Below are 24,310 nucleotides of genomic sequence, written 5' to 3'. Positions count from 1 at the left end.
AATTCTCCACGTACACCCCGACTCGGGGCTTGTAACCACACTAGTCCACTCGCCGACGGGCTTTCCAGGCAACAAACATCCCTTGGCGCGGCCCGGCAAAACGCGCCGACCCGCAATAACGCGGCATGCACGATGAGCCTCGTGGTTTCGTCGTGAAAAAAAGAAAAAGCCCCGAACGACAACAGAAAAATCCTGGAGTCATTCGGAGCTTTCGGGCCACTGCCGAGCTGTTTTCAGCCGGCGGGTTTATCGCCGTACCAGCGCGGGGTGTACACCCACTCACCGCCACCGGCACGCGCAAAGGTGCAGGTGGTGGACGAGCCGATCAGCACCATGGTGCGCATGTCCACCTGGTCCGGGGTGAGTTGCCCCAGGGTGGTGACGCACAGCGTCTGGCCCGGGCGACCGATATCGCGGCCCAGCACCACCGGCGTTTCAGGGGTGCGGTGCTGGGCGACGATCTCCAGCGCACGCCCCAGTTGCCACGGCCGCGCACGGGAAATCGGGTTGTAGAACGCCAGGGCCAGGTCGGCCTGGGACGCGAGGTCCAGGCGCTTTTCGATGATCGCCCACGGCTTGAGGTTATCCGACAGCGACATCACACAGAAGTCATGCCCCAGCGGCGCCCCGGCCTGGGCAGCGGTGGCCAGGGACGCCGAGACGCCCGGCAGGATTTGCAGGTCGACCTGGTGCCAGGCCGGGTCGCTGGACTCATGCAACGCCTCGATCACCGCAGCGGCCATGGCGAACACACCCGGGTCGCCGGACGACACCACCACCACCGAGCGCCCTTGGGCGGCCAGCTCGAAGGCGTGCCGGGCGCGCTGCATTTCTTCGCGGTTGTCCGTGCAGTGCTGCACCTGATCTTCACGGAACGGCCCGGCCATGCGCACGTAGGTTTCGTAGCCCAGCACGTCAGTGCAGCGCGCCAACTCGGCCTTTACCGCCGGCACCATCAATTCAGCGGCGCCCGGGCCGAGCCCGATCACGGCAAGGCGCCCGCGTGGGCGACCGACCTGTGACACGTCCAACGGCTGTTCGGCGACGCTGAGGATGATGTCCGCCGGCGGCTCGACTTTGTCAAACCGCAGCGGTACGCCCAGTTCCAGCGCAGCCTCATGCAGCGACGCTTCGGCCATCTGCAGGTCGCTGGCAAGCAGGCACGCCAGCGATTGCACGGCAACGCCCGCCTCATGCAAGGCGGTGCGCACACGGGCGGCCAGCTGCGCGCCCGGCTTGCAGATGGCGCAGACGGTTTTCGGATAAATCACTAATTCGTTGGCGGCCGGCACGCGCTCGGCACTGCCCACATGAATCGCCAGGCGCGCCTGTGCGGCCTGTGGCAAGTTGGCCTGCGCCAGCCAGGGCGCTTCGCCTTCAATGCGCACGCTTTCACCGGCGAGCAGGTCCGAGACGAAGCGCTTGCCCAACTCCAGGTCCGCCAACTCATAGCCCCTGGGCGGGTTGAGCAGGCAGGTGCCGAAGCGCAATTCGCCGCTGGTGGTGATCGCCGCCGCCACCCCCAACGCGGCGGCAATCTCCCGCGCCATCACATTCACACCGCCCAGCCCGCCCAGCAGGGGCACCACGGCGCTGCCGTCTTCGGCAACGGCCAGCACGGCCGGCTCCTCACCTTTTTCGAGCAGCAGCGGCGCGAGGGTACGGATGACGATGCCGGCGGCGCACAGCGCAATCAGCGGTGTTCCCTGTTGGTAGAGCTGGCGCAGTGTGGCGCCGAATTCGCTGTAGACCTGGTCCGCGCCGTCGACCCGACCGGTCAGGCCATGGATCTGCGCCGCCGGGTAAAGCTGCTGGATCCTGCGCGCAGTCGCCAGGCTGCCCTGGCCCAGAATGACAATCGCCGGGCTCATCAACCTTGCCACCGTTCACCGGGCACGATGATCAAGGAAAAATACGGTGACGACATCGGCTCCACCTGGTCCAGCGGCACGATTTTCTGATTGGCCATGGTGGCGCGTTCCACGTACAGCGCACGCCCGGCCAGACCGAGTTCCTCCAACACTTGGCGCACCTTGTGGAAGTTGCGCCCCAACTTCATGATCACCGCCGCGTCAGCGTCCGCCAGCCGGCGCTTGAGGTCGTCGTGCGGCAACACCCCCGACAGCACCGACAGGCTCTGGTTGCGATACACCAGCGGCGCACCCAACACCGAAGCGCCGCCCAGCATCGAACACACGCCCGGGATGACCTGCGCTTCATAGCGCTCGGCAAGGCGGTCATGCAGGTACATATAGGAGCCGTAGAAGAACGGGTCGCCTTCACAGATCACCGCCACATCGCGACCCGCATCCAGGTGCGCCGCCACATCGACGCTGGCGGTGTCGTAGAAGTCGCTGATCACTTGCTCATAGGACAGCGGCGCCGGCAGCGCCTCGGTGGTCACCGGGTACACCAGGGGCATCAGGGTTTGTTGCGGCACCAGATGGTCCTCGATGATGCCGAACGCATTGCCCTTCTTGCCCTTGGCCACGAAGTACGCCACCACGGGCGACTCGCGCAGCAGGCGCAGGGCCTTGAGGGTGATCAGCTCCGGATCGCCGGGGCCCACGCCCAGGCCGATCAGACGTCCGCGTGGGTGCATTATTCGACCTCCGTGGCGAGCGCATTGACGGCGGCGGCGGCCATGGCACTGCCGCCCAGACGGCCCTGCATGATCACGAACGGCACGCCACGGCTGTCGGCGGCAAGCATCGCCTTGGATTCGGCGGCGCCGACAAAGCCCACCGGGAAGCCGAGGATCAACGCCGGTTTCGGCGCGCCGGCGTCGAGCATTTCCAGCAGGTAGAACAAGGCAGTCGGCGCGTTGCCGATCACCACCACGCTGCCTGCCAGGTGCGGGCGCCACAGCTCCAGGGCGGCAGCGGAACGGGTGTTGCCCAACTCCCGCGCCAGCTCAGGCACGCTGTCATCACGCAGGGTGCAGATCACCGCGTTATTGGCCGGCAGGCGCGCGCGGGTCACGCCTTCGGAGACCATCCGCGCATCGCATAAAATCGGTGCGCCCGCCGCGAGCGCATCGCGCCCGGCCTTGCCTGCGCCTTCGGAGAATTGCAGGCCGTCGATCGCCTCGACCATGCCGCAGGCATGAATCACCCGCACCGCAAGTTTTTCCAGATCGGCCGGGATGCGGTCCAGGTTGGCTTCCGCGCGAATAATGGCGAAGGAGTTGCGATAGATCTCCTGACCGTCGCGGATGTAATCAATCATCGATGTTGCTCCGTGGGCGAGCGCGTAACAGGGCGCCCGCCGCTTCAATGGAAAGAGTGCGCGCGTGCAGCCGGCCAAAACCTGGATGGGCGGCGTCGCGAAAATAGAGGTCGTAATGGCCGGGACTCACCGCCAGCAAGGTGACCGGCGCGGTGTGCGCGGCGGCGCAGGAGCGCGGGCAACCGGACAGGTGCACCTCCACGCCGGGTTGCAGGGTGGCCAATTGCACTGCGTCGGCCTTGGTATCGGCCAGGCCCTTGCCGCAACCGCTGGAACCGGTGCAGGCAATCATGCGCGCAAGGGGTTGCTCGATTGAACAGAGAAAGCCCAGTTGCCCCAAGCGGTCGGTGACGGCGCCAGGGCGTTCTATGTTGGGCAGCAGCACGCCTTGCCAGGGCGTGAAGCGCAACGTGCCATCGCCGTACTCGCAGGCCAGTTGCGCGGCGCCCTGGAGCATCTGCGAATCCAGACGGCCCAGAGGCGCGACTGCCGCTACGTAGAACTGATTCTTCCGGGGCTGGGGATAACTTCCGATGTGCAGCAGCGCACCACCGGCCGGGCGTTTGAAGCCCTGGGCCGACAGCAGCGGCAGGCTCAGGCGGCTCAATAACTTATCCACAGCCAGATGACGCATGCGCGTTTGCTCGGGCGTCGCCAGGTCGAGAAAGGCCTCCAGCACCGCCACCACCAGCGCATGGCCCTGGTCCAGCGGCACGGCCGCCACGGGCGCATTCAGGCCGGGGCAGCCGGCCAGGCCGAACGCCAGCAGCGTTTGCCCCTCGCGCACAAACGCCGACAGCCACAGGTCATGGTGATGCTCGAGCATCGCCAGGGCTTCACCGCCGTCCAGCTGCACGGCGAACTTGGCCGACAACTGATGAAAACGCGGATGACTGTCCAACGTGGCGAGAATCTGCGCGGCCAGCGGGCGGGTGTCGAACAGCATCTGCGGATCGATGCCGGCGCTGGGGCTGAGCATCAGGTTGCGCACGTCATCACCGGCCGCGTTGCTCGGGCCGAGGCCGGCCGCCAGCAGCATTGCGATCAAGGCGTCCTGCTCGGCGCCGATCCCGCGAATCTGCAGGTTGGCGCGGTTGGTCGCCTCGATCACCCCGCCCGCGTACGCCTGGGCAGCATCCGCCACGGCGTTGGCCTGGGCCGCGGTAAGCGAACCACCGGCCAGTTTGACCCGACAGATACCGCCGTCCAACGCCTGGACAATACGCAGCAACCCCGGACAGGCCGAGGGGCGCAAGGTATTTACAGCGGGCGTTGGGTTCACGGGGCTACCGGTTGACGGGTAAAGGCGCGGTATTATGCCTGCTTTGTCCGGCGGCATGAAAAGCCTGCCCGTCGGATGTCGTTCAAGGAATTGCTATGTCGCCCTGGCTGACGGTTGTAGGCATCGGTGAAGACGGCTTCAAGGGCCTGGGCAGGAATGCCCGGCACGCCCTGTTGCGCGCTACGCGGATTATAGGCGGCCAACGCCAGTTGGACCTGTTGCCATTGTGTATCAGTGGCGAGCGCCAGGCGTGGCCGAGCCCGTTTTCCCTGGAGCCGGTGTTGTCACGGCGTGGGGAGCCTGTGTGCGTATTGGCCAGTGGTGACCCGATGTTCTATGGCGTCGGCGCCAGTCTGGCGCGCCAGATTGCGGCGGATGAGCTGCTGGTTATACCGGCGCCGTCGTCGGTGTCCCTGGCGGCGGCGCGTTTGGGCTGGCCGTTGCAGGACGTGGTGACGGTGTCCGTGGTGTCCCGCCCCTTCGCGGCAATCAACGCGCACCTGGCCAGCGGTGTGCGCTTGCTGGTGCTGAGCAATGATGGTGGCAGCCCTGCGTTGATTGCCGCGTTATTGACGCAGGCAGGGTTCGGGCCCAGCCGATTGACGGTGTTTGAACACTTGGGCGGCGCGAACGAGCGGCGCTTGGACGGCCTGGCCGCAGACTGGCATCACCTCGGCACTGCCGATCTGAACCTGGTCGCCATCGATTGCCTGGCCTGCAGCGACACGCCGCCCTTGTCGCGCCTGGCAGGCCTGCCGGACTCGGCGTTCCAGCACGACGGTCAACTGACCAAACGCGATGTGCGCGCCATGACCCTCGCCCGCCTCGCCCCGATGCCCGGCGAACTGCTGTGGGATGTGGGCGCGGGCAGCGGTTCCATCGGCATCGAATGGATGCGCACGCACCCCAGCTGCCGTGCCCTGGCGATCGAGCACGACCCGGGCCGCCAAGGCCTGATCGAACACAATCGCGACGCCCTCGGCGTGCCCGGCCTGCACCTGATTCGCGGCAAAGCTCCGGACGCGTTGCACGGCCTGCCGGTACCCGACGCCATCTTCATCGGCGGCGGCGTCACCCGCGACGGCGTGCTCGACACCTGCTGGCAACACCTGCGCCCCGGCGGGCGCCTTGTCGCCAACGCCGTGACCCTGCAAAGCGAAATGACCTTGATGAACTGGCGCGCCGAGCACGGCGGCGAACTGACCCGCATCCATGTCGCCCAGGCGCAGCCACTGGGCGAGTTCGACACCTGGCGCCAGGCGTTGCCGATCACGCTGCTGGAAGTGATCAAGCCGCTATGAACAGGATTCTGTTGCTGGGCGGCGTGACGGAAGCGCTGGCCATTGCCCGCACCCTGGGGCCGGAGCATATCTACAGTTTGGCCGGCGTGGGCCGCGTGCCGACCGACCTGACCTGCCAGGTGCGCGTCGGCGGTTATGGAGGCGCTGAAGGGTTGGCGCAGTTTGTTCGCGATGAACGCATCAGCCTGATCCTCGATGCCACCCATCCGTACGCAGCGCAGATCAGCCACAACGCGGCCCGGGCTGCACGGTTGTGCGCTGTGCCGTGCTGGGCATTGCGACGTCCGGCGTGGCAGCCGCAGGCCGGGGATGATTGGCGCGAAGTGTCTGACTGGGCTGAGCTGATCCAAGCGTTGAAGCCCTTCAAGCGCCCGCTGTTCACCTTGGGTCGCGAACCCTTGCAGCATCTCGATGAAATCCCCGCCGACCAGTTCTGGACATTGCGCGCGCTGGACGTGTACCCGGGCAATGAGCGCTGTGAAGTGATCGGCGCACGCGGGCCGTTTCTGATCGAGGATGAGCGGGCGTTATTCGAACGACGCCGGATTGATGTGCTGATCAGCAAGAACAGCGGCAGCACCGCCACCGAACCGAAGCTGGAAGTGGCGCGGGAATGTGGGGTGCCGGTGTTGGTGTTGAAGCGGCCGGTGTTGGCTCATGTAGACCGTGAACTCTTGTCGCCTGAAGAAACACTCATCGCGTTGGCAAATTTCATTCGATAAGTCAGGATCTCTCGCTTGCTTGATAAGTAACCTATTTGTTACCTTCAGAACGGCGAATGATCGAGATTGAAGAATACCGACGTGACAACCTGTCCAGCCCGTTCGATGAGTGGTTTTCATCCTTGAGTGTGCCGGCGGCAACCAGAGTTACGACCGCTCTGGTTCGACTTGAAATGGGCAACACCAGCAACATCAAGTGGTGCGACGGGTTCGGTGAATACCGCATCGATTGGGGGCCAGGCCTGAGAATCTATCTGATACAGGAAGGCCTACGATTAATCATCCTGTTCGGTGGCGGGGACAAGTCCAGTCAAAAGCGCGATATAAAAGTCGTTAAGTCGCTGATCAATGAGCATCAGCGTCACAAGAAATTGAAACAAAAGAGGTAACCAGCATGGCGTTAACCCGTAGCTACAAGCACACCATCGCTGAACGTGCCCAGCGCGACCCTGCATTTGCCCAAGCTCTTCTCGACGAGGCCGCTACGCTGTTTCTCAACGGTGAGCCGGAAGTTTCCCGCGTGATTCTGCGTGATTTGGTCAACGCCACGGTGGGTTTTGAAGGACTTGCGAAAGAAACTGCCAAACCGAGTAAAAGCCTGCACCGAATGCTCTCAGCCAGCGGTAACCCAAGCATGGATAACCTCGCCGCGATTTTTGCAGTGATCAGAAAAGCCTTAGGTGTCGACATGCAGGTGCACGGAGTTCCCGCTGCATAATTGGTACAACAACCAGCATCAGCGGTGCTACAGGCAATGTGGGAGGGGGCTTGCCCCCGATAGCGGTGCGTCAGTCACTGATTTTCTGGCTGATCCTCCGCACTCGGGAGCAAGCTCCCTCCCACAGTTGACCTGCGCAGCCTTGAAGTTCGGCACCCACTCAATTCCCCGTCTATCCTCAAACCCGACACTGCGACACCAAACCACACCACGCGTTTTTACTTATCTCCCCCGATCAGGCTAAATACCCGCCTGATCGTTTAACCCTACGGATTATCCGCCATGGCCCGTCAACGCTTTGCAATTGCCTGGATCGCCTGCCTTGCAGTGCTGTTCAATGCGTTTGCCATGCCGCTGGCCAGTGCGATGCAGCAGACCGATGACCCGGTCAAGCGCCTGCTGTTGGGTGGGTTCTGTTCGTCCAATGGCGCCAGCCTGCAGGCCATTGCCCTGGGCCAGTTGGAAATCCCGGCAGCGCCGGACGATCACTCCGCCATGCAGCATTGCTGGTGTTGCTCGGGCTCGGCGCCGTGGGTGGCGTTGCCGGGGCATGCGCCGCAGTTGTATGTGACGCGCCAGCAAGCGCTGCAAAGCCTGCCGCCGCGCGTGTTGCGCAATCCCGCCCCGCGCCGGCAATGGCCGAGCCTCAATCCCCGCGCTTCTCCAACGGTCTGATCTTCTTCGCAAGTGAACTGCGTTCAGAACCGTTCCGGAGAACTGCCATGCTCAAATCTTCCCTGCTTCTGGCGGCGTTGCTGCTGCCGGTGTTCAGTGCTGCCAATGCCGAGGACTACAAGGCCGGTGACCTGTTGGTCAGCGACCCCTGGTCCCAGGAGTTGCCACCGAATGCGCCCACCGTCGCCGCGTACTTTGTTATTCATAACACCGGGACTGCCCCGGATCGCCTGCTTGGCGTTGAAACCAGCGTGGCCGAAAAAGCCGAGCTGCACGAGCATGTGATGCAGGGCGACCTGATGAAGATGCAGCAAGTGCCCAGCGTTGCCGTACCGGCCAAGGGCGAACTGACGTTCGCGCCGATGGCCTATCACGTGATGCTGCTGGGCCTCAAGGACCGCAGCCTGTTGGCCGATGGCAAGCAATTCCCACTGACCCTGACGTTTGAAAAAGCCGGCAAGGTCGAGGTGAACGTATCGGTTCAGAAGTCGCCGCCGATGACCGCTCACGAGCATAAGCACGCCCAGTAGGACTCCCCCGATGGGCGCCCGCAGCGCCAGGTTGTCTCCACGCCGCCGCTTGATGCGCGGCAGTTGGGTCAGCCTGTTCGCCATGTTGATGATCTTTATCGGTCCGCTGATTTCCCAGGCGATGCCGATGAATCATCACGCCGGTATGTCCATGGACATGCCCGCGTGCCACGGCGAGCCCAAGCCGAGCAAAGCCCCCGACGAACATCATGTCCTCTGGGAAAAATGCGGCTATTGCAGCCTGCTGTTCAGTTGCCCCGCCCTGCCCGGCAGCGTCTCCTACATCACCCTCGGCACCCCGCCGCCCGCCAACGCGCTCATTCCCACCCCGCGCCTGGGTCATGCCCGGCAGAGCATCTTCCCCGGCGCGCGCAGTCGTGCGCCGCCCATCGCGTCGTAAGCCCTTCACCGCGCTACTTCACCCCGGCCGACTTCAAACAGACAGCCGCAGGCTGCTGGCCGTGTTGTTTACGACTGATTGATGGAATTTTTCATGTCCAGGTTTTCTGCTGACACCCGATTGGGCGCTGCCCCGGTTTTCGCCGTTCTGTGCGGCGCGCTGCTTGCGCCACACGCCCATGCTGATGAACACGAGCTGAGCCCCACGGTCGTCACTGCGATCGCCCCCAGCTCGCCGCTCACCGTTGTCACCAACCCCAAAGATCCACGCCAGCCGGTGCCCGCCAGCGATGGCGGCGATTACCTCAAGACCATCCCCGGCTTCGCCCTGGTGCGCAACGGCGGCACCAACGGTGACCCGGTGTTGCGCGGCATGTTCGGTTCGCGCCTGAATATCCTTACCAACGGCGGCATGATGCTCGGCGCCTGCCCGGGCCGCATGGATGCGCCCACCTCGTATATCTCGCCGGAAACCTACGACAAGCTCACCGTGATCAAAGGCCCGCAAACCGTGCTCTGGGGCCCCGGCGCGTCAGCCGGTACGATCCTGTTCGAGCGCGAGCCCGAGCAGTTCGGCGAGCTGGGTACCCGGGTCAATGCCAGTGTGCTGGCCGGCTCCAACGGGCGTTTCGACAAGGTCATCGATGCCGCTGCCGGAGGGCCGTTGGGCTATGTGCGGGTGATCGGCAACCAGGCCCATGCCGACGACTACAAGGACGGCAACAACGACCGCGTGGCCTCGCGTTATGACAAGTGGAATGGCGATGTGGCCGTCGGTTTCACCCCCGACGCCGACACCCTGCTGGAACTCACCGCCGGCCGTGGCGATGGCGAAGCGCGCTATGCCGGGCGCGGCATGGACGGCTCGCAGTTCCTGCGCGAAAGCCTCGGCCTGCGCATGGAAAAATCCAACATCGGCGAGGTGCTGGACAAGGTCGAGGCCCAGGTCTACTACAACTACGCCGACCACGTCATGGACAACTACAGCCTGCGCGTCCCCTCGGGCACCGGCATGATGGCCGGGCCCATGGCCTCCAACGTCGATCGGCGCACCATCGGTGGGCGGATCAAGGCGACCTGGCGCTGGGCCGATGTGCAACTGATCGGCGGCCTGGACGCACAGACCAACGAACACCGCGCGCGCAGCAGCATGGGCATCGACACCTACAAGGACCTGCCGCGCAGCAAGGACGCCAACTTTCACAACTACGGCGTGTTCGGTGAACTGACCTGGTACGCCGCCGACACTGACCGCCTGATCACCGGCGCCCGCCTGGACCGCGCCTCGGCCAGGGATTTTCGCCAACGCACCGGCTCGGCAATGATGAGCCGTGCCAACCCCAGCGCCGACGCCACCCGCGCAGACACCTTGCCCTCGGGCTTCGTGCGCTTTGAGCATGATCTTGCGGACACGCCCACTACCGTTTATGCGGGCCTGGGTCACGCTGAACGCTTCCCGGACTACTGGGAACTGTTCTCCCCCAACACCGGCGCGGCCGGCTCGGTGAATGCCTTCGACGGCGTTAAGCCGGAGAAGACCACCCAGCTGGATGTTGGCGCGCAATACAAAACCGCCAACCTTGACGCCTGGGCCTCGGCTTATGTCGGCCAGGTGCGCGACTTCATCCTGTTCGACTACCGGCCCGGCATGATGGGCACCACCTCCCAGGCACGCAATGTCGACGCACGCATCATGGGCGGTGAACTGGGCGCGGCGTACAAGCTGACCACTCACTGGAAAGCCGATGCCAGCCTGGCCTACGCCTGGGGCAAGAACAGCAGCGACGGCAAAGCCCTGCCGCAGATGCCGCCGCTGGATGCGCGCCTGGGCCTGACCTACAGCCAGGACGATTGGAGTGCCGGCGCGTTGTGGCGCGTGGTCGCGGCGCAGAACCGCATCGACCCGAACAAGGGCAACGTGGTCGGCAAGGACTACGACACAAGCGGCGGTTTTGGCGTGTTCTCGCTCAATGCCGCGTACCGCATCAACAAGCACTTCAAGGTCAGCAGCGGGGTCGACAACCTGTTTGGCAAGGCATACGCCGAGCATTTGAACCTGGCGGGGAATGCCGGGTTCGGTTACCCGGCAAGCGACCCGCAGGCCATCAAGGAACCGGGGCGTACGCTCTGGACCAAGTTGGATATGAGCTTCTAACAGCATCGGGGGCAAGCCCCCCTCCCACACTTGACCGGGTTCCCAAATCCAACTATGTGAACCCAATCCAATGTGGGAGGGGGCTTGCCCCCGATAGCGGTGTAACTGACACAAAAAATCAAAAGCCTTGCGGAGCCCTGATGAGCACTCAACAAAAAGTTTCCTTCTACAACCTGGCCTGGCGCTGGCACTTCTACGCCGGTCTCTTCGTCGCCCCCTTCATGGTGCTGCTGGCCCTGACCGGCATCATCTACCTGTTCAAACCCCAGCTCGACCCGTTGCTGTACGGCCACCTGCTCAGCGTTCCCGCCGCCGAACACGCGCTGAGCGCCGACGAGCAGCTGCAACGCGCCAGAGCCGCCTACCCCCAGGCTGCGATCAGCAAGTACCTGCCGCCTGCCAATGCCACCAGCAGCGCACAGTTTGTGATGCATAACCAGGGCCGCGAAATCAGCGTATTCGTCGACCCGTATCGCGGCACCGTCCTGGGTGAGCAGGACGCCAAATACAACCTGCAAGCCATCGCCCGCGCCCTGCACGGCGAGTTGATGATCGGCACCACCGGTGATCGCCTGATAGAGCTCGCCGCCGGCTGGGGCGTAATGCTCGTGGTGTCAGGCCTGTACCTGTGGTGGCCGCGCGGCAAGTCATCGGCCGGCATATTGTGGCCCCGACTCAACCGCCGTGGCCGCGTGTTCTGGCGCGACCTGCACGCCGTCGCCGGTTTCTGGGGCGCAGCGTTTTTGCTGGTGATGCTGCTCAGCGGCATGACCTGGACGGGCTTCTGGGGCAAGCAATACGCCGCGCTGTGGAACACTTTTCCGGCGGCGATGTGGAACAACGTGCCGCAGTCCGACCAGCAGGCACGCGTGCTCAACACGGCCACCCAACAGACCGTGCCCTGGGCCCTGGAAAACACGCCGATGCCGATGTCCGGCGACCACGCCGAACACATGAACCACGGCGCCATGCATGCAGGCCCCGCCACGCCGACCGTGCGCCTGCAACAGGTGGTCGACCTGGCCAATGCGCGCAGGGTCGAGCCCGGCTACAGCATCACCTTCCCCACCACCGCCACGGGGGTATTCACCGTCGCGGTGTTCGCCAACGACCCGCGCAATGACGCCACCCTGCATGTAGACCAGTACACCGGCAAGGTCCTGGCCGATGTGCGTTGGGAGCATTACAACCTGGTCGCACGCGCCACCGAGACCGGCGTGATGTTGCACGAAGGCAAGATGTTCGGCTGGATCAATCAACTGATCGTGCTGGTGATCTGCCTGATGATTCTGCTCAGTGCGGTGAGTGGCGTGGTGATCTGGTGGAAGCGTCGGCCACAGGGCGGGCTGGGTGTGCCGCCGCCGCGTCATGACGTGCCGAAGTGGAAAACCGCGATGGTGATCATGCTCGGGCTGGCGATCATTTTCCCGTTGGTGGGCGCATCGTTGATTCTGGTGTGGGCGCTGGATCGCCTGGTGCTGTCACGCTTTTTTGCCCAAGGTGAATCTGCCTCAGGTTAAGCATGAAACAGGCGAGATGCCCGACGCTGCGGGCTTGTGTAGCCTTGCGCGACTGTTGTCGCGCAGCCAATAAGTGTTAACTTATAACACTTTCTGCGTTATCGTTGCTCGCCGCGCCCTGCGGCGAGCCCCCCTTCAAGAAGCGATTGAATCGACCGATGAACAACTCCCTAGCGTGCGGCCTGTGCCTGCTCGCCCTGCATACCAACGCCCAGGCCATGACCCTGCCCGAGAGCGCCATCACGGCACCGGCAGTCGATAACGAACGCGTCGAGCTCAATACGCCGACTACCGCCGGTTCGCGCCTGAACCTGACGGCGCTGCAAACTCCCGGCAGCGTAGAAAGCCAGACCGGCGCGCAGATCCGAGCACGTGGCGACGCCAGCGTGCAGGACGCCATCTCCCGCGCCACCGGCATCACCCGCACCGGCACCCCGGGCGACGGTGGCACCTCGCTGCAAGCCCGTGGCTTTACCGGCCAAAGCTCGGTGATGCAACTGTACGACGGTAACCGCATGTACACCGGCATGGGCACCTCGACCTTCCCGGTGGACACCTGGGCGGTGGAACGGGTGGACGTGCTGCGCGGCCCGGCCTCGGTGCTGTACGGCGAAGGCGCTACCGGCGCGGTGGTCAATACGGTCCCGAAAAAGCCTTTCGCGGGCGCGATCGAAAACCGCATCCGCCTCGGCTACGGTTCCTACGACCGCCAGCAACAAGCCCTGGACAGTGGCGGCTCACTGACCGATACCCTGAGCTACCGCCTGAACCTCAACCGCCTGCGCAGCAACGGTTTCATCGACCGTGGCGACGCCAGCAGCGACTTCATCAGCGGCGCCCTGCGCTGGCAGGCGGCCGACAACCTGAGCTTCACCCTGGCCAGTGACTACGGCGACCAGCGCCCACAAAACTACTTCGGCACGCCCCTGATCAACGGCCAGTTGCACAAGGGCCTGCGCGACAAGAACTACAACGTCAGCAACGACACCCAGCACTACAACGACCAGTGGACACGCCTGACCAGCGAGTGGCAACCGAGCGATAACGTCAGCGCCACCAACGAGCTGTACTACCTGAAAAACCAGCGTCGCTGGCAGAACGCCGAGAACTACAACTTCACCAACGGCCAACTGACCCGCAGCGGCAACTTCGGGATCAAGCACGATCAGGAACAGGTGGGCGACCGCCAGACCTTCACCTTCAAGCACACCCTGTTCGGCCTCGACAGCCAGACCGTGGCAGGCGTGGAATACAACCGCATCCGCTTCCGCCTGGCGAGCAACACGCCGTTTAATGACGTGGCGCAAACCGGCCAAGCCGTCGACCTGTATCACCCGGCGCCTGCGCCATTTGCCAGCCAGGACCCGTTCAAACCGGTGTTCGCCACCACCACCAGGACGGTGGCCGGCTTCGCGGAAAACCGCCTGCAACTCACGGATAAACTCGCGCTGGTCACCGGCGTCCGCCGCGACTACGCGCACATCGACCGCGACGATCTGCGCACCGGTGGCCAATCCGACAAAACCCTCACCGGCAATAACTGGAAAGCCGGCCTGGTCTACGCGATCACCCCGCAGACTTCGGTCTACGGCCAGTACGCCACCAGCACCGACGGCGTCGGCGGGCTGATTTCCCTGAGCCCGAGCCAGCAGCAGTTCGACCTGTCCAGCGCCAGGCAGACCGAGGTCGGTATCAAGCAAGCATTCTGGGACGCACGGGGTGAATGGACCCTGGCGGCCTACCACATCGTCAAGGATAAGCTTCTGACGGACGTGCCGGGCGTCCCGGGGTTCAAACAGCAAGTCGGCCAACAATCTTCCAACGGCCTGGAGGCCAGCCTCGACCTGCAACTGCCTCACGCCTGGCAGTTGCAAGCCAACGCCGCCATCGTGCGAGCGCAGTATGACGACTTCAAACAGGACGTCGGCGGCGTGCAGGTGTCGCGCGACGGCAACCGCCCAGTGGACGTGCCGCGCCGCACCGCCAACCTGTGGCTGAGCAAGGCCGTGACCGACAACGTGCGTGCCGGTGCCGGTGTGCGTTATGTCGATGCACGGTATGCCGACATGGCCAACCAGAACGAGTTGCCGAGCTACACCGTGGTCGATGCAACGCTGTCGTGGAACGCCATGCGCAACACCACACTGGGCCTGCAACTCAACAACCTGTTCGATCGCACTTACGCAGTCAGCCAGTACAACGATGGGCAGCAGTGGATTCTGGGTGTACCTCGTTCCATGTTCATTACTGCCGACTACACCTTTTAATGACCTCGCTCACCCTCACCGACCTGGCCTGGACTCCACCCGGCCACGACCACTGCCTTCACCGGTTCCAACTGCGTGACGCCGGCCTGCAGGTCGCTGCCGGGGAGTTTGTCGGCCTGATCGGGCCTAACGGCAGCGGCAAGACCAGCCTGTTGCGTTGCGCCTATCGATTCACCCGGCCGGAGCGCGGCGAGGTAATGCTTGAGCACCAGAACGTCTGGAAGCAAAGCGCCAAGTGGTGTGCGCGACGCATCGCGGTGGTGCTGCAGGAATTCCCCGACGCGTTCGGCTTGCGCGTGGATGAAGTGGTCGCCATGGGCCGCACGCCCCACAAGGGTTTGTTCGACAGCGACACCCAGCACGACCAGCAACTGATCCGCAACGCACTGCAGTCGGTGGGGATGCAGGGTTTCGCAGACCATGCGTTCGCCACCCTCTCGGGCGGTGAAAAGCAGCGCGTCATCCTGGCTCGCGCCCTGGCCCAGCAACCGCAACTGCTGATCCTCGATGAGCCGACCAACCACCTCGACCCGCGCTATCAGCTGGAGCTGTTAAGGCTGGTCAAGCAGTTGAACATCGGCACCCTGGCGAGCATCCACGACCTGAACCTGGCCGCCGCGTTCTGTGATCGCCTGTACGTGATCCATCATGGGCGCATCGTCGCCAGCGGTACGCCCCATGAAGTGCTGACCGCCGCGTTGCTGCGCGACGTGTTTGGCGTCCAAGCCCTGATCGACACCCATCCCTTGTCCGGCTACCCCCGAATCACCTGGATAACCCAACCATGATCCTGCGCGCCCTGCTGTCTCTCGCCCTGATGTTCGCCACTGCCCAAGCGCTCGCCGAAGCCACCCACTACCCGCTGACCATCAAGAGCTGCAACCGCGACGTGACCTTCCAGCAAGCCCCGCAACACGCGGTCAGCCACGACATCAACATGACCCAGATGATGCTCGCCCTGGGCCTCAAGCCACACATGGCCGGCTACAGCGGCGTGACGGGCTGGAAGTCAGTGCCGCCGGACATGGCCGCGATCCTCGACGGCCTGCCGGAGCTGGCGAGCAAGTACCCATCAGTGGAAACCTTGCTCAATGCCAACGTGGATTTCTTCTTCGCCGGTTGGGACTACGGCATGCGCGTGGGCGGCGACCTCACGCCGCACACCCTGCAACCCTTGGGTATCAACGTGTATGAGCTGACCGAGTCGTGTGCGTTCGTGATGAAGCGCCCCGCTGCCACACTCGAAGACACCTATAACGACCTGCGCAACCTGGGCAAGATCTTCGACGTACAAGACCGTGCCAACGCGCTGATCGCCCAGATGCAGGCGCAGGTGGCCGAGGTACAAAAAGACCTGCCCGCCGACAAGCCACGGGTGTTTCTTTACGACAGCGGCGAAGACCGCGCCATGACGTCAGGACGCCTGGGCATGCCACACGCGTTAATCGACGCCGCTGGCGGGCGCAATATCCTCGACAACGTCGACGCCAGCTGGACCCGGGTCAACTGGGAAACCGTGGTGGAACGCAACCCGCAGGTGATCGTGATCGTCGACTACAGCGAAATCACGGCCAAACAGAAAGAGCAATTTCTGCTCGATAACCCGGCCCTGCAATCGGTGGACGCCATCAGGAACCAGCGCTTTATCGTGATCCCGTACGTGCAGGCCACGCCGGGTATCGACAACGTGCTGGCGGTGCAAGCCCTGGCCAAGGGGTTCCACGGCGAATGATCGACCGTCGCTACGCCTTGCTGCTGAGTGCCCTGGGCGCGTTTTTGCTGATCTCCTGCGTGATCTCGCTGGGGTTCGGCTCGGCGCGGGTGCCCGTGGACGTGGTGTGGCGGATCCTGCTGCACAAGACGTGCGGCATCGGTGAAGTGGATTGGAGCGCGGGCCAGGAACATATCGTCTGGCTGATCCGCGTGCCGCGCATGCTGCTCGGTGCCCTGGTGGGCGCCGGGCTGGCGTTGATCGGCGCGGTGTTGCAGGCCGTGACGCGTAACCCGTTGGCCGACCCACATTTGCTCGGCGTGACCTCCGGCGCCACCCTCGGCGCGGTGATCGTGGTGCTGCATGTGGGCGAAGTCATCGGCCTGCTGACCCTGCCCATTGCGGCCTTCATCGGCGCGCTGCTGAGCATGCTGGTGGTGCTGGCCGTGGCCAGTCGCAATGGCCGCCTGGAAAGTGATCGCCTGCTGCTGTGCGGCGTGGCGGTGTCATTCGTGATGATGGCGGTGGCCAACCTGCTGCTGTTCATGGGCGACCACCGCGCCGCCTCAGCGGTGATGTTCTGGATGCTCGGCGGCCTGGGGCTGGCGCGCTGGGAACTGCTGGCGATTCCCGCCGCCACGGTGGTGCTTGGGTTGGCCCTGCTATCGGGCATGGCGCGCACGCTCAATGCCCTGATGGCCGGCGAACAGACCGCCGTGACTCTGGGCCTGAACGCACGCAACGTGCGGCTCAAGGTGTTTTTGATCGCGTCGCTGATGACCGGCGTGCTGGTGTCGATCAGCGGCTCCATCGGCTTTGTCGGCCTGATGGTGCCGCACATCGCACGGCGCCTGGTAGGAGCCGAGCACCGGCGCTTGCTGCCGGTGTGCGTGCTGCTGGGCAGTGTGTTCCTGGTGTGGGTGGATGTTGCGGCACGCACCCTGATCGCCCCCGAAGACCTGCCGATTGGCGTAGCAACGGCGGCCATCGGCGGTCTGTTTTTTATCGGCTTGATGCGCAGGCGCTGAGCACGCCCCGTTGTAGCGCACCGCCACGCACCGACACTTGCGCCTGCCATTTTCTGGTGCGTCACGCCTGCAAAAGCGCGGGCAAACCAGGCATTTCATGGGGTTTGGCGACTCGGCACAGCGCTTGCAATCCCCTGCTCAACTTGTCCCTCACCCCCTTGTTGAGTTCACGGAGATCGCACTATGAAGCGTCGCAGTTTGATCAAGGCATTCACCCTGTCGGCATCCATTGCGGCCATGGGCTTGACCTGGACCGTGCAGGCCGCCGAGACCATCAAGGTCGGCATCCTGCACTCGTTGTCCGGGACCATGGCGATCTCCGAAACCTCGCTTAAAGACATGGCGCTGATGACCATCGACGAGATCAACGCCAAGGGCGGTGTGAACGGCAAGATGCTTGAGCCGGTGGTGGTGGACCCGGCGTCCAACTGGCCGCTGTTCGCGGAAAAAGGCCGGCAGTTGCTGACCCAGGACAAGGTCGCGGTGGTGTTCGGCTGCTGGACCTCGGTGTCGCGCAAATCGGTATTGCCGGTGTTCGAAGAACTCAATGGCCTGCTGTTCTACCCGGTGCAATACGAAGGCGAGGAAATGTCGCCGAACGTGTTCTATACCGGTGCGGCACCCAACCAGCAGGCGATCCCGGCGGTTGAATATTTGATGAGCGAGGAAGGCGGCAGCGCCAAGCGTTTCTTCCTGCTCGGCACCGACTACGTGTACCCGCGCACCACCAACAAGATCCTGCGCTCGTTCCTGCATGCCAAAGGCGTGGCGGACAAGGACATCGAAGAGGTCTACACCCCGTTCGGCCACAGCGATTACCAGACCATCGTCGCCAACATCAAGAAGTTCTCCGCCGGCGGCAAGACCGCAGTGATTTCCACCGTGAATGGCGACTCCAATGTGCCGTTCTACAAGGAACTGGCCAACCAGGGCCTGAAGGCAACCGATGTACCGGTGGTGGCATTCTCCGTGGGTGAAGAAGAACTGCGCGGCATCGACACCAAGCCGCTGGTGGGCAACCTGGCGGCGTGGAACTACTTCCAGTCGGTGGAGAACCCGGTGAACCAGAAATTCGTCGCCGACTGGAAAGCCTACGCCAAGAAACACAACCTGCCGGGCGCGGACAAAGCCGTGACCAACGACCCGATGGAAGCCACCTATGTGGGCATCCATATGTGGGCCCAGGCGGCGGAGAAAGCCAAGTCCACCGACGTCGACAAAGTGCGTGAAGCCCTGGCCGGCCAGACCTTCGCCGCGCCGTCGGGCTTCACCCTGACCATGGACAAGACCAACCACCACCTGCACAAGCCGGTGATGATCGGCGAGATCCAGGCCGACGGGCAGTTCTCGGTGGTGTGGCAGACCGAAGCGCCGATCCGCGCCCAGCCGTGGAGCCCGTACATTCCGGGCAATGACAAAAAACCAGACTACGCCGTGAAGAGCAACTGAAGCCCCACCACAGGCTAAAAATGTGGGAGGGGGCTTGCCCCCGATAGCGGAGTGTCAGACCTATATTCATCAACTGACACACTGCAATCGGGGGCAAACCCCCTCCCACACTGTCCCCGCATGATCAGGACATTGTGTATGCCCACTGCCCTCCAACGCTGCTTCCTGGCATTGCTGCTGTTGCTGCCTTTGGCCGCACACGCCAGCGACGCCGACGACTTCCTTGCCGCCAACCCGGTGCAGCAAGCCAAACTCCTCCAGGCGTGGGCCGCCAACCCCGATCCTGCGCGCATCGAGCTGGTGGACGCCCTGCAGCAAGGCCAGCTCACGCTCAACGGCGAAACCAAAACCGTGCGCCTGAACAACCGCCTGCGCGGCCTGATCGACAATGTACAAGCCAGCCAGCAATTGCTCGCCGCCGACCCCAAGGTGCGCTTGAGTGCTGCGCGTACCCTGCAAAAAAGCGCAGTGCCTGCGCAACTGAAATTCCTCGACCAGCAGGTCGCCGCCGAAACCGATGAGGAGGTGCACAGCGCCCTCAGCCTGGCCCTGGCCAACCTGCAATTGGTCGACACCGACCCGGTGGTGCGCCTGGCCGCGGTGCGCTTGCTCGGCAGCACCGGCGACCCGCTGGCCCGCACGCGCCTGGAAGCCTTGCTCGCGCCCGGCGTCGAAACCGATGCCGCCGTGCACACCGCCGCCGAAACCAGCCTGGCCCAGGTCAAACGCAAGTTGATGTTCGGTGAGATCCTCGGCCAGGCCTTCAGCGGTATGTCGCTGGGCTCGATTCTATTGCTCGCGGCCCTGGGCCTGGCGATCACCTTCGGCCTGCTTGGCGTGATCAATATGGCCCACGGCGAGATGCTGATGCTCGGCGCCTATTCCACCTACGTGGTGCAGTTGCTGATGCAGCGCTACGTGCCCCAGGCCATTGAGTTCTACCCGCTGATCGCACTGCCGGTGGCGTTCTTCGTCACTGCCGCCATCGGCATGGCGCTGGAGCGCACGGTGATTCGTCACCTGTATGGCCGGCCATTGGAAACCCTGCTCGCGACCTGGGGTATCAGCCTGATGCTGATTCAGTTGGTGCGCCTGGTGTTCGGTGCGCAGAACGTTGAAGTGTCCAACCCACAATGGTTGTCCGGCGGCATTCAAGTGCTGCCCAACCTGGTGCTGCCGTACAACCGTCTCGTGATCATTGCATTCGCCCTGTTCGTGGTGGTGTTGACCTGGCTGCTGCTGAACAAGACGCGCCTGGGCCTCAACGTGCGTGCCGTCACCCAGAACCGCAACATGGCGGCCTGCTGCGGCGTGCCAACCGGACGGGTGGACATGCTTGCCTTCGGCCTCGGCTCCGGCATCGCGGGGCTGGGCGGCGTGGCGCTGAGCCAGGTCGGCAACGTCGGCCCGGACCTGGGCCAGAGCTACATCATCGACTCATTCCTGGTGGTGGTGTTGGGCGGTGTCGGCCAGTTGGCCGGCAGTGTGACGGCGGCCTTTGGCCTGGGGATCGCCAACAAGATCCTGGAACCGCAGATCGGCGCGGTGCTCGGCAAGATTTTGATCCTTGCGCTGATCATTCTGTTTATCCAGAAACGCCCGCAGGGACTCTTCGCACTGAAAGGACGGGTGATCGACTGATGAATCAGCCATTGATGCTAACGGCCACGCAAAAGGCCGGCCCCAAGGTGACGATTGCAGTGGGCGCGGTGATCCTGTTGCTGCTGCTGGCTCTGCCCTTGGGTTCGCTGCTGTCGCCGGAAAACCCGCTGCATGTGTCGGCCTATACCTTGACGCTGGTCGGCAAGATTCTCTGCTATGCCATCGTCGCACTGGCGCTGGACCTGGTGTGGGGTTACGCCGGCATGTTGTCCCTCGGCCACGGCCTGTTCTTCGCCCTCGGTGGTTATGCCATGGGCATGTACCTGATGCGCCAGGCATCGGGCGATGAGTTGCCGGCGTTCATGACGTTTCTGTCGTGGACCGAATTGCCCTGGTACTGGGTGGGCACCCAACACTTCTGGTGGGCGCTGTGCCTGGTGGTCCTGGCGCCGGGCTTGCTGGCCCTGGTGTTCGGCTTTTTCGCTTTCCGCTCGCGGATCAAGGGCGTGTATTTCTCGATCATGACCCAGGCCCTGACCTTTGCCGGGATGCTGTTGTTCTTTCGCAATGAAACCGGATTTGGCGGCAATAACGGCTTTACCAATTTCCGCAGCATCCTCGGCTTTGGCATCACTGAACCTGGCACGCGGGCGGTGTTGTTCGTGGCCACGGTACTGCTGCTGGTGGCCAGCCTGTACATCGGCTGGCGCCTGGCCCGCAGCAAATTCGGCCGCGTGCTCACCGCACTGCGTGACGCGGAAAACCGCCTGATGTTCTGCGGCTATGACCCGCGTGGCTTCAAGCTGTTCGTGTGGGTGCTGAGCGCGGTGCTGTGCGGTTTGGCGGGCGCGCTGTATGTGCCGCAGGTGGGCATCATCAACCCCGGCGAAATGTCGCCGACCAACTCCATCGAAGCCGCCGTGTGGGTAGCGCTGGGCGGGCGTGGCACGCTGATCGGCCCACTGCTCGGCGCGGGCGTGGTGAACGGCATGAAGAGCTGGTTCACCGTGGCCTTTCCTGAGTACTGGCTGTTCTTCCTCGGGGCGCTGTTCATCATCGTCACGCTGTACCTGCCCAAGGGCGTCATCGGCCTGCTGAAGAAATGAGGAACGTCATGCTTGAACCTATTTTCGATGCGGGCAGCGGCCGTGATGCGATCGGTATCGGCCAGGCGGCCGGCAAGGGCCTGAATACGCGCCACGGCACCATCCTGACCCTGGAAGACATCAGCGTCAGCTTCGACGGTTTCAAGGCGCTCAACGACCTCAACCTCTACATCGGCGTCGGTGAACTGCGCTGCATCATCGGCCCCAACGGCGCGGGCAAGACCACGCTGATGGACGTGATCACCGGCAAGACCCGGCCCAGCCACGGCAACGCCTGGTTCGGCGAAACCCTGGACTTGACCGGCATGAGCGAGGTGCAGATCGCCCAGGCCGGCATCGGTCGCAAGTTCCAGAAGCCGACCGTGTTCGAGGCGTTGAGCGTGTTCGAAAACCTGGAGCTGGCGCAGAAGACCGACAAGTCGGTGTGGGCCAGCCTGCGCGCACGCCTGAGTGGCGAGCAGAAAGACCGCATCGACGAAGTGCTCGACACTATCCGCCTCACCGCCTCGGTGCATCGGCCCGCCGGTTTGCTGTCCCACGGCCAGAAGCAGTTCCTCGAAATCGGCATGCTGCTGATGCAGGATCCGCAACTGTTGCTGCTGGATGAACCGGTGGCGGGCATGACCGACGCCGAAACCGAATTCACCGCCGAACTGTTCAAGCGCCTGGCCGGCAAGCATTCGTTGATGGTGGTGGAGCACGACATGGGCTTTGTCGGCTCGATTGCCGACCACGTCACCGTGCTGCACCAGGGCAGCGTATTGGCCGAAGGGTCGCTGGAACAGGTGCAGGAAAATGAGCGGGTGATCGAGGTTTACCTCGGTCGCTAAGGTGGTTTTCCTGTAGGAGCGAGCTTGCTCGCGAAGATCGTCAACGATAGCGCGGGCATTCTGAATGCACGCGGTGCCCTCAGGTTTTTCGCGAGCAAGCTCGCTCCTACAGGGGATTGAGGAGGTTTTTGGAATGCTGCAAGTCAACAAGCTGCACCAATACTACGGCGGTAGCCACATCCTGCGCGGGCTGTCCTTCGATGTGAAGATCGGCGAAGTCACCTGCCTGCTCGGGCGCAACGGCGTGGGCAAGACCACCCTGCTCAAGTGCCTGATGGGCCTGCTGCCTGCCAAGGAAGGCGCAGTGAACTGGGAAGGCAAACCTATCACCGGTTTCAAGCCGCATCAGCGTGTGCATGCCGGGATCGCTTATGTGCCGCAAGGACGCGAGATTTTCGCGCGCCTGACCGTGGAAGAAAACCTGCTGATGGGCCTTTCGCGCTTCCCAGGCGCGCAAGCCAGGGAAGTGCCTGCGTTCATCTACGAACTGTTTCCGGTACTGCTGCAAATGAAGCATCGACGCGGCGGCGACTTGTCCGGTGGTCAGCAGCAGCAGTTGGCGATTGGCCGCGCCCTGGCCAGCCGTCCGCGCCTGTTGATCCTCGACGAACCCACCGAAGGTATCCAGCCATCAGTGATCAAGGAAATCGGCGCCGTCATCAAGCAACTCGCCGCCCGTGGTGATATGGCGATCCTGCTGGTGGAGCAGTTCTATGATTTTGCCGCCGAACTGGCCGACCAGTACCTGGTGATGTCACGCGGCGAAATCGTGCAGCAGGGCCGTGGTGAAAATATGGAAAGCGAGGGTGTACGCGGTCTCGTAACCATCTAATCTCTAGCCTCCTGACGATAAGCACTCAGCCATGAACCTGCCCGTTTCCCCTGCCCTGTTCACCCCCAGCTGGCACGCCGAGCTGGAACTGGGCTATGCGCGTTTCGGCGACACCACGCGCCCGGTCATGCGCCGTCACCTTGGCCCGCTGCGGGTGCAAAAGCACCTGTATGCCGAAGGTCCCGAGGTATGCCAGCACATCATCGTGCACCCGCCCGGCGGGATTGCCGGTGGCGATCGCCTGGACATCAGCGCCCACGTCGGCACCGATGCCTGGGCGCAGTTGACCAGCCCCGGCGCAGCCAAGTGGTACCGCGCCGGCGGCCCGGCATTTCAGCACGTCGAGTTGACCGTCGAGGCCGGCGCGACGCTGGAATGGCTGCCCCAGGAAACCATCGTGTTCAGCGCGGCCCAGGCCGAGCTCACCACGCGCATCGACCTGCAAGGCGATGCGCGGCTGTTCTACTGGGATGTGGTCGCCCTCGGACGCCCCGCCAGCGGCGAGCGCTTCGACCTCGGGCACTTTCAATCGCACCTGGATATCCGCCGCGACGGCCAGTTGCTCTGGCATGAGCGCCAGCGCATTGTGGGCGCCGATGGCTTGCTGGATTCGCCCATCGGGTTGGACGGGCAACCGGTGTTCGCCACGTTGCTGGTGACCGGTGAGATCGATCCCCAATTGCTCGAACACTGCCGCTCACTGCCACACGCGGTGCGCGGCGACTTGACCCAATTGCCCGGGTTGCTGGTGGCGCGTTGTTTGGCCAGTGAAGCGCTGCTGGCGCGGGGGTGGTTGATTGATTTATGGCGGTTGTTGCGCCCGGCGCTGCTGGGCCGCGAAGCAGTCGCACCACGAATCTGGAGCACATGAAGATGCGCCCTTTTGTAGGAGCGAGCTTGCTCGCGAAGATCGTTAACGATAACGCGGGCATCCTGAAGGCACGCGGCGTCCTCA

The 24,310-nt window shown here is 63.6% G+C and carries 23 protein-coding genes; 19 read left to right on the top strand and 4 right to left on the bottom strand.

Annotated elements, in window-relative coordinates:
* Positions 1-233 precede the first annotated feature (233 nt).
* Genes cobJ through cobG form a run of 4 tightly spaced genes read right to left on the bottom strand, consistent with a single transcriptional unit; the run spans position 234 to position 4,567 of the window.
* Positions 234-1,871 (bottom strand): precorrin-3B C(17)-methyltransferase, encoded by a 1,638-nt coding sequence (gene cobJ / locus J1G34_RS12715; protein WP_222994138.1) that lies wholly within the window; start codon positions 1,869-1,871, stop codon positions 234-236.
* Positions 1,871-2,602: a precorrin-2 C(20)-methyltransferase gene (locus J1G34_RS12710; protein WP_065883437.1), complete on the bottom strand. Its 732-nt coding sequence runs from the start codon at positions 2,600-2,602 to the stop codon at positions 1,871-1,873. Before J1G34_RS12710 ends, cobJ begins: the two co-directional genes overlap by 1 nt.
* The gene (locus tag J1G34_RS12705) at positions 2,602-3,228 is read right to left on the bottom strand and encodes a precorrin-8X methylmutase (RefSeq protein ID WP_065894588.1); all 627 of its coding nucleotides are present in this window, start codon (positions 3,226-3,228) and stop codon (positions 2,602-2,604) included. The genes J1G34_RS12710 and J1G34_RS12705 overlap by 1 nt, the downstream gene beginning before the upstream one ends.
* Positions 3,221-4,567 (bottom strand): precorrin-3B synthase, encoded by a 1,347-nt coding sequence (gene cobG / locus J1G34_RS12700; RefSeq protein ID WP_222994137.1) that lies wholly within the window; start codon positions 4,565-4,567, stop codon positions 3,221-3,223. The genes J1G34_RS12705 and cobG overlap by 8 nt, the downstream gene beginning before the upstream one ends.
* 38 nt (positions 4,568-4,605) lie before the next feature.
* Here cobG and J1G34_RS12695 point away from each other — a divergent pair, with 38 nt between their 5' ends.
* The 19 genes from J1G34_RS12695 (at position 4,606) to J1G34_RS12605 (ending at position 24,226) form a co-directional block, all read left to right on the top strand.
* Entirely contained in the window at positions 4,606-5,811 is a 1,206-nt protein-coding gene (locus J1G34_RS12695) for a bifunctional cobalt-precorrin-7 (C(5))-methyltransferase/cobalt-precorrin-6B (C(15))-methyltransferase (RefSeq protein WP_065894584.1), read from the top strand.
* On the top strand, positions 5,808-6,533 hold the full coding sequence (locus J1G34_RS12690; RefSeq protein WP_065894582.1) for a cobalt-precorrin-6A reductase: 726 nt from the start codon (positions 5,808-5,810) through the stop codon (positions 6,531-6,533). Before J1G34_RS12695 ends, J1G34_RS12690 begins: the two co-directional genes overlap by 4 nt.
* 56 nt (positions 6,534-6,589) lie before the next feature.
* A complete protein-coding gene (locus J1G34_RS12685; protein ID WP_065936086.1) occupies positions 6,590-6,922 on the top strand; it encodes a type II toxin-antitoxin system RelE/ParE family toxin in 333 nt (110 codons plus the stop codon).
* A gap of 5 nt (positions 6,923-6,927) precedes the next feature.
* Positions 6,928-7,251, top strand: a complete 324-nt coding sequence (locus J1G34_RS12680; protein WP_065883425.1) for a helix-turn-helix domain-containing transcriptional regulator — start codon at positions 6,928-6,930, stop codon at positions 7,249-7,251.
* Positions 7,252-7,533: 282 nt separating this feature from the next.
* Positions 7,534-7,926 (top strand): DUF2946 domain-containing protein, encoded by a 393-nt coding sequence (locus tag J1G34_RS12675; RefSeq protein WP_065894578.1) that lies wholly within the window; start codon positions 7,534-7,536, stop codon positions 7,924-7,926.
* Positions 7,927-7,973: 47 nt separating this feature from the next.
* The gene (locus J1G34_RS12670; RefSeq protein WP_065895732.1) at positions 7,974-8,456 is read left to right on the top strand and encodes a copper chaperone PCu(A)C; all 483 of its coding nucleotides are present in this window, start codon (positions 7,974-7,976) and stop codon (positions 8,454-8,456) included.
* A gap of 10 nt (positions 8,457-8,466) precedes the next feature.
* Positions 8,467-8,856 (top strand): DUF2946 domain-containing protein, encoded by a 390-nt coding sequence (locus J1G34_RS12665; RefSeq protein WP_065895733.1) that lies wholly within the window; start codon positions 8,467-8,469, stop codon positions 8,854-8,856.
* A gap of 93 nt (positions 8,857-8,949) precedes the next feature.
* A complete protein-coding gene (locus tag J1G34_RS12660) occupies positions 8,950-11,010 on the top strand; it encodes a TonB-dependent copper receptor (RefSeq protein ID WP_222994136.1) in 2,061 nt (686 codons plus the stop codon).
* Positions 11,011-11,150: 140 nt separating this feature from the next.
* Positions 11,151-12,530 carry a PepSY-associated TM helix domain-containing protein gene (locus tag J1G34_RS12655; RefSeq protein ID WP_222994135.1) on the top strand — a complete coding sequence of 460 codons (1,380 nt, stop codon included), beginning with the start codon at positions 11,151-11,153 and terminating at the stop codon, positions 12,528-12,530.
* A gap of 158 nt (positions 12,531-12,688) precedes the next feature.
* Positions 12,689-14,797, top strand: coding sequence for a TonB-dependent receptor (locus J1G34_RS12650; RefSeq protein WP_222994134.1), 2,109 nt, complete (start codon positions 12,689-12,691; stop codon positions 14,795-14,797).
* Positions 14,797-15,585 carry an ABC transporter ATP-binding protein gene (locus J1G34_RS12645; protein ID WP_065894568.1) on the top strand — a complete coding sequence of 263 codons (789 nt, stop codon included), beginning with the start codon at positions 14,797-14,799 and terminating at the stop codon, positions 15,583-15,585. Before J1G34_RS12650 ends, J1G34_RS12645 begins: the two co-directional genes overlap by 1 nt.
* Positions 15,582-16,529 (top strand): ABC transporter substrate-binding protein, encoded by a 948-nt coding sequence (locus J1G34_RS12640; protein ID WP_065894567.1) that lies wholly within the window; start codon positions 15,582-15,584, stop codon positions 16,527-16,529. The genes J1G34_RS12645 and J1G34_RS12640 overlap by 4 nt, the downstream gene beginning before the upstream one ends.
* On the top strand, positions 16,526-17,536 hold the full coding sequence (locus J1G34_RS12635; protein ID WP_222994133.1) for a FecCD family ABC transporter permease: 1,011 nt from the start codon (positions 16,526-16,528) through the stop codon (positions 17,534-17,536). Before J1G34_RS12640 ends, J1G34_RS12635 begins: the two co-directional genes overlap by 4 nt.
* Before the next feature lie 183 nt (positions 17,537-17,719).
* Positions 17,720-18,985: an urea ABC transporter substrate-binding protein gene (urtA, locus tag J1G34_RS12630; protein WP_065894564.1), complete on the top strand. Its 1,266-nt coding sequence runs from the start codon at positions 17,720-17,722 to the stop codon at positions 18,983-18,985.
* Positions 18,986-19,123: 138 nt separating this feature from the next.
* Positions 19,124-20,626 (top strand): urea ABC transporter permease subunit UrtB, encoded by a 1,503-nt coding sequence (gene urtB / locus J1G34_RS12625; RefSeq protein ID WP_065894563.1) that lies wholly within the window; start codon positions 19,124-19,126, stop codon positions 20,624-20,626.
* On the top strand, positions 20,626-21,693 hold the full coding sequence (urtC, locus tag J1G34_RS12620; RefSeq protein ID WP_065936039.1) for an urea ABC transporter permease subunit UrtC: 1,068 nt from the start codon (positions 20,626-20,628) through the stop codon (positions 21,691-21,693). Before urtB ends, urtC begins: the two co-directional genes overlap by 1 nt.
* Positions 21,690-22,523, top strand: a complete 834-nt coding sequence (urtD, locus tag J1G34_RS12615; RefSeq protein ID WP_163032567.1) for an urea ABC transporter ATP-binding protein UrtD — start codon at positions 21,690-21,692, stop codon at positions 22,521-22,523. The genes urtC and urtD overlap by 4 nt, the downstream gene beginning before the upstream one ends.
* 133 nt (positions 22,524-22,656) lie before the next feature.
* Positions 22,657-23,355 carry an urea ABC transporter ATP-binding subunit UrtE gene (urtE, locus tag J1G34_RS12610; RefSeq protein WP_065894560.1) on the top strand — a complete coding sequence of 233 codons (699 nt, stop codon included), beginning with the start codon at positions 22,657-22,659 and terminating at the stop codon, positions 23,353-23,355.
* A 31-nt stretch (positions 23,356-23,386) separates the two neighbouring features.
* Positions 23,387-24,226 carry an urease accessory protein UreD gene (locus J1G34_RS12605; RefSeq protein WP_065883396.1) on the top strand — a complete coding sequence of 280 codons (840 nt, stop codon included), beginning with the start codon at positions 23,387-23,389 and terminating at the stop codon, positions 24,224-24,226.
* The last annotated feature ends 84 nt before the right edge of the window (positions 24,227-24,310 follow it).

This window comes from Pseudomonas sp. Wu6 (assembly GCF_019891515.1).
GTDB classification, from domain to species: Bacteria; Pseudomonadota; Gammaproteobacteria; order Pseudomonadales; family Pseudomonadaceae; genus Aquipseudomonas; species Aquipseudomonas orientalis_A.
The sequence above is the reverse complement of the archived record's forward strand: the minus strand, read 5'-3'. Positions and strand labels throughout refer to the sequence as shown.